The sequence below is a fragment of the Kribbella sp. genome, assembly GCF_035655035.1.
In the GTDB taxonomy this organism is placed as follows: domain Bacteria; phylum Actinomycetota; class Actinomycetes; order Propionibacteriales; family Kribbellaceae; genus Kribbella.
Map to the genome: position 1 here is coordinate 1 of NZ_DASRVN010000512.1, position 5572 is coordinate 5572.

5 protein-coding genes and 1 pseudogene are annotated in these 5572 nt (G+C 71.2%); 4 read left to right on the forward strand and 2 right to left on the reverse strand.

What is annotated here, in order from left to right; translation table 11 throughout:
• Window positions 1-441 (forward strand): annotated as a pseudogene (locus tag VFF46_RS28040) (hypothetical protein); the annotation flags it as partial.
• Window positions 442-510: 69 nt separating this feature from the next.
• On the opposite strand, the gene VFF46_RS28045 reads toward VFF46_RS28040, so the two are convergent.
• On the reverse strand, window positions 511-1518 hold the full coding sequence (locus VFF46_RS28045; protein WP_325040220.1) for a LacI family DNA-binding transcriptional regulator: 1008 nt from the start codon (window positions 1516-1518) through the stop codon (window positions 511-513).
• Window positions 1519-1634: 116 nt separating this feature from the next.
• On the opposite strand from VFF46_RS28045, the gene VFF46_RS28050 reads away from it, so the two are divergent.
• Both VFF46_RS28050 and VFF46_RS28055 read left to right on the forward strand, forming a co-directional pair.
• A complete protein-coding gene (locus VFF46_RS28050; RefSeq protein ID WP_325040221.1) occupies window positions 1635-2555 on the forward strand; it encodes an amidohydrolase family protein in 921 nt (306 codons plus the stop codon).
• Entirely contained in the window at window positions 2552-3112 is a 561-nt protein-coding gene (locus VFF46_RS28055; RefSeq protein WP_325040222.1) for a cysteine dioxygenase family protein, read from the forward strand. Before VFF46_RS28050 ends, VFF46_RS28055 begins: the two co-directional genes overlap by 4 nt.
• Window positions 3113-3115: 3 nt before the next feature.
• On the opposite strand, the gene VFF46_RS28060 is transcribed toward VFF46_RS28055, so the two are convergent.
• Entirely contained in the window at window positions 3116-3730 is a 615-nt protein-coding gene (locus VFF46_RS28060; RefSeq protein WP_325040223.1) for a TetR/AcrR family transcriptional regulator, read from the reverse strand.
• A gap of 79 nt (window positions 3731-3809) precedes the next feature.
• On the opposite strand from VFF46_RS28060, the gene VFF46_RS28065 reads away from it, so the two are divergent.
• Window positions 3810-5543 carry a methyltransferase domain-containing protein gene (locus VFF46_RS28065; RefSeq protein ID WP_325040224.1) on the forward strand — a complete coding sequence of 578 codons (1734 nt, stop codon included), beginning with the start codon at window positions 3810-3812 and terminating at the stop codon, window positions 5541-5543.
• Window positions 5544-5572 lie beyond the last annotated feature (29 nt).

A 5572-nucleotide genomic window follows, 5' to 3' on the forward strand; every position in this document is an offset into this window, starting at 1 on the left:
GTGAACTCCGAGGGGCACCGGTCGCCGATGCGTGGTGGGACGGTACGGGTCGTCCCGGAGCGGCTGATGGACGGTCCGGAGGAGTTCGACCCGTTCCTCACGTACAGCCGGAGCAAGCTCGCCAACCTGCTGTTCACGTACGAGCTGCAGCGCCGGCGTCGCGACTGGAACGTGGTCGCCGTCCATCCGGGCGTCGTCCGGACGGACCTCGGGCGCCAGTTCCCCCGGCTGCAGGTGGCGGCGGTAACGGCGTTCGCGCTGCCCGCGCGCAAGGGCGCCGAGCCGATCGTCCGCCTGGCCGTCGGCGCCGAACCGCCGACCGGGTACTACGACCGCTTCACCAAGGTCCGCTCGTCGGCGATCTCGTACGACGAGGACCTCGCCCGCCGGGTCTGGGCCGCGACCGAGGAACTGGCGGCGCGTCCGGATCCTGGACAATGAACTGTAAGTGTAGTGACCTAGTCTAGTTTCAAACGCGTGGATCCTGTCGCGCTTCGGTCGCCGGCTCGCCTAGTGAGGCGGTCCGGCGACCGAGCCGCGTTCGATCAGGGTCGGGGTCAGCGTGGTACGGCGGACGCGGCGGTTCGTGTCGACTGCGGACGTGACCCGGGAGACCACGTGGCTGACCAGGTCGTCGAGCGGCCAGTGGAACGTCGACAGCGGCGGCGTGAGCAGCTGCGACATCGGCTGGTCGTCGTACCCGAGCAGCGACAGGTCGTCCGGGATCCGCAACCCGAGCTCCCGGCCGGCGGCGTACACCCCGAAGGCCATCGAGTCCGCGAGCGCGAGGATGCCGGTCGGCCGGTCGGGGCCGGTGAGCAGCGTGCGGGCGACCTCGGTCGCGCCGGGCAGGTCGTGCGGGCACTGCAGCAGCCGGATCCGCAGCCCGAGGTCGCGCGCCACCCGCTGCGCGATCTCCTCGGCGGGGCGTTCCACCTCGAAGCGGCGGGTCGGGCTGAGGACGGCGATGTCCTGGTGGCCCGCGTCCGCGAGCCGGCGCAGCGCCGTACTGACGCCGGTCTCGTTGTCCAGGATCACCTCGGACTTCGCCTTCGCGGCGGGCAGCGCGTCGCCGATCGCGATCACCGGCACCTGGCGGGCGATCTCCGCCCAGGCCTTCGCGGCCGGGTCGATCGGGACCACGACGATCGCGTCCGCGCGGTGGTCGACCAGGTGCTGGGCGAGCTCGAGCTGCCGGTCGGCGTCGCCGGCCGAGTCGATGATCCAGGCATTCCGGTCCGGGGCGAGCAGCTCGCGGCCGAGCGCGGCGGCGACCCGCTGCTGCCACAGGTCCTCGAGCGACGCGCAGAGCACGCCGATCGACCCGCTGCGGCCCGAGGCGAGCGCGCGGGCGACCGGGTCGGCCTGGTAGCCGAGCCGCTCGGCGGCCTCCTGGACCCGCTGCCGGGTCTCGGGCGTGCCGTGCAGACCGCGCAGCGCGTACGACACGGCGGCCATCGAGAGCCCGGTCTCGGCGGCGATGTCCTTGAGGGTTGGCCTCCGGCCGGTTCCGGACATGACCACGACCCTAGCCGGGGTCATGGACAGAAACTTGACAGACGCACCATTGAAGCGCTTCACTCTATTCATCCTGAAGCGCTTCAATCTGATCAAACCGGCGAGAGGAGAGGCTGATGCTCGACGTTCACCAGCACCTCTGGCCGGAGGCTTTCGTGGACCGGCTGCGGGCCCGCCGGGAGCCGCCGTACCTGGACGGCTGGACGCTGCATACCGCGACCGAGGCGCCGTACGACGTGGATCCGGCGGCGCACGAGCTCGGCAAGCGGGTCGCGATCGAGCAGGACGCCGGTACGACGCTGGCCGCCGTGTCACTGTCGAGCCCGCTCGGCGTCGAGCACCTCCCCGAACTACTCGGCGCGTGGCATGACGGTGCGGCCGCATTCCCGAAGCCGTTCCGCGCCTGGGCTTCGGTCGACCTGCGGGAGCCGGACATCGCCGAGCTGGAATCCCTTCTGGACAAGGGGTTCCTGGGCCTGCAGTTACCGGCGAACGCGCTCGGCGCGCCGGTCGGCTGGGAAACCGTCAGCGCGCTGCTGGAGGCCGTCGAGCGGTCCGGCCGGCCGATTCTCGTGCACCCGGGTCCGGCGCAGGCGATTGTGTTGCCCGCCGGTCCGGCGGGGGTTGCCGACGCGCCGGGATGGTGGGCGCCGGTCGTCGACTATGCGACGCAGTTGCAGGCCGCGTGGTGGGCGTGGCACGCGTTCGGCGGACGGCGTACGTTCCCTCGCCTGCGGCTCTGCTTCGTCGCCGCCGCCGGTCTCGCCCCGGTGCACCACGAGCGGCTGGCCGCGCGCGGCGGGCGGCTCGGCACCATCGACCCCAACCTGTACGTCGACACCTCGAGCTACGGCCCGCAGGGGATCGACGCGGTCGCGCGGGTGCTCGGTATCGACCAGGTCGTGCATGGCACGGACCGGCCGTACGCCGGCCTCACCGACCTCCGCCAGGGCGACGCCGCGACCGCGGTGATCCGCCACGACAACCCGTACCGACTGTTGTTCGGTACGACTACTCCTGAGAGGGGAGTGCAGTGACTGCCCAGCCAATCGACGTACCCGACGTCCCGGCGCGCCAGGCCAGCCGGCTCGTGGAGCTCAACAACTGTTTGTCGCTGGACGACCTTCCGGGCCGCGATCTGACGCCGGCGGAGCTGTCCGAGCTCGCCGCGTCGATCGCCGCGCAACCGCACCTGTGGGAGGACCAGGTCGCCTACAGCGACGAGGAGCGGGTCTTCGCGTCGCTGCACCGGGACGCCAACGTCGACGTCTGGCTGATCTGCTGGACGCCGGTCAACGACACCGGCTGGCACGACCACGACGTCTCCTCCGGTGCGGTGGCCGTTGCCCGGGGCAAGCTCGTCGAGCACAACCTGGCGATCGGTACCGACGCCATCGAGACCGAGGTGGTGGCCGGCGACGTGTACGGGTTCGGCCCCGACCACATCCACCGCCTCACCGGCCTCGACAAGGGCAGCGTCACCGTGCACGCCTACAGCCCGCCGCTGTGGCGGATGGGCCAGTATTCGGTGAAGGACGGCGTACTCCGCCGGGTCTCGGTCTCGTACGCCGACGAACTCCGCCCCATCGACTGACGATCAGGTCAAGGCGCTGCCGATGAAAGCCGCGGTCAGCGCCTCGATCCTGCGAACCCCAGGGTCCCCGCGGAGGGGGCCCTGGGTCGTCAGCACCGCCGTACCGTGCACGATCGACCAGATCGGGTACTCGATGCCCTCGCGCCGTTCCGGATCGAGGACCCCGGCCTCCACTAGTTCGTCGAGCGCCGCCCGCAGCAGCCCCAGCGGAGTGCGGTCCGCCCCCGCGTAGGCGTGCTGCTGCGGTACGGCGAACGCGGTCGCGAACAGCCCCGGCTCCTGGTGCGCGAACTCCAGGTACGCCGCCCCGATCGCGGCCAGCCGCCGCTGTGCCGCCTCCGGGTTCCCGCGCTTGCCGCGGACCCGCGCGATCCCCGCGGCCATCCGCTCGGCCAGCTCGTTCATCGCCGCCGCGCAGACCTCGGAGAGCAGCTCGTCGCGATCGGCGAAGTGCCGGTACGCCGCGTTCGGTACGACGCCGACGCTCCGGGTCGCCTCCCGCAGGACGACGGCCTCCGGGCCGCCCGCCCGCGCCAGCTCGATCCCGGCCGCGACCAGCCCGGCCCGTACGTCGCCGCGCGCCCGCCGTCGCCGCGGTGCTGGTGCCGGTTCACTCACCGGCTCAGGATAACAAGGTGGACACTGTCCACTTCCGCGGCGTAATGTGGACAGTGTCCACTAAAAGCGGGAGGGTTCGATGGGAACGGTCTGGGTCACCGCCGACGAGTGGTTCGCCGGCGGCCGGCGGATCGGGTACGACGCGCAGCACGCGCGGACCGACGATGCCGCCGTACTGAAGGTCTTCGAACGGGCGACGCCGGCGGCCGCCGCCGACGCGGTCTGGCTGACGATGCTGCCCGGCTTCCCGGACGGCTCGTACGGCTGGGCGCAGGTGGATCACCTGCTCCCGGAAAGTCTCGGGCCGCGGTTGTACGTCGAGCCGGTCGGGCAGGGCGATTCGGACAAGCCGAGGCACTACCCGCATTCGACGCCCGGGCGCGCCGATCTCGTCGAGGCGTTGTGGCGGCACCACGGGGTACGCCGTACCGTCGTCGTCACGTTCGACTACAGCTCGCTCGCGCTGCTGGAACTCCTGCGGCGTGACCTGGAGCCGACGATCGAGGCGGTCTTCATCGTGAACGGCGGCCTGTTCGCCGATGCGCACACGCACCCGTGGCGAGGCACGCCGATGCTGCGATCACCACTCGGTACGCTCGGCGCGCGCGGGATCCAGCGATCCGTGGTGCCGTTCGTCAAGGGCTGGCAGCAGGCGCGGATGTACTCCCGCGGCTACCGGCCCGGGGAGGCCGAGCTCACCGAGCTGTGGTCCGCGCTGACCCGCCGGGACGGCGCGAGGTTCCTCCACGACGGCGCCGGTTTCGTGCCGGAACACCGCCGGAACGCGGACCGCTGGGACTTCGCGGCGATCGCTCGCGAGCTCGACGGCTCGATCCCGTTGTACGTCGGCGGCAGTACGGAGGACCCGTACGAACACCGCCAGATCGACGCGACCCGCGAACGGGTGCCCGAAGCGCGGATCATCACGTTCCCCGGCGGCCACCTGACCACCGCCGAACACCCGGAGCTGCTGGCCACCGCGATCGCCGAGATCGCCTCGCGGCACGGCATGGGCACCGTCCCTTATCGGACCGGGACCGTGCAGCTCGACATCGAGAAGGCGCTCGTTGCTGCAGGCAAGGACCTTGACGGCATCGCGCCCGCGGAGCTGGCGATGCTCGAGGACTACCACACCGGCGGACGACTCGCGACCGCCCAGCTCGTCGACCTGGCCGAGCTCGCCCCGACCAGTTCGGTGCTCGACGCGGGTGCCGGCATCGGTGGTACCTCGCGCTACGTCGCCGACCGTTTCGGCTGCGCGGTCACGGCCGTCGACCTCTCGGACGAGTACTGCGAGTCGGCGACATGGCTCAACGGGCTCGTCGGCCTGGACGACCGGATCGCCGTACGGCAGGCCGACGTGACCGCGCTGCCCTTCGACGACGCCTCGTACGACGTCGTGTTCAGTCAGCACGTCCAGATGAACGTGGCCGACAAGGAAGCGCTCTACCGGGAGGCAGCGCGGGTCCTGAAGCCAGGCGGCCGACTCGCCCTGTGGGATCTGGCCGCCGGCGACGGGCGTGACCTCGACTACCCGCTGCCGTGGGCCGACAGCGCAGCCCACAGCCATCTCAGTACGCCGGAAGCCCTGCGCGCGACGATCGAAGCTGCCGGCTTCACCGTCGAGCACTGGGAGGACCTGACCGAGACTGTCGGGGCGATGATGCGGACGATCCAGGCGCTCCCGCCCAGCCCGCTCGGCCTACAGACGTTCGTACCGAACTTCCGCGACCGCGTCAAACACCTCACCGAGGCCCTCGCGGACGGCCGGGTGCGGGCAATCCAGGCAGTAGGGCGACGGGCAGATGTCTGACTAAAGTCAGAGAATGGGTGTCGTGGAGG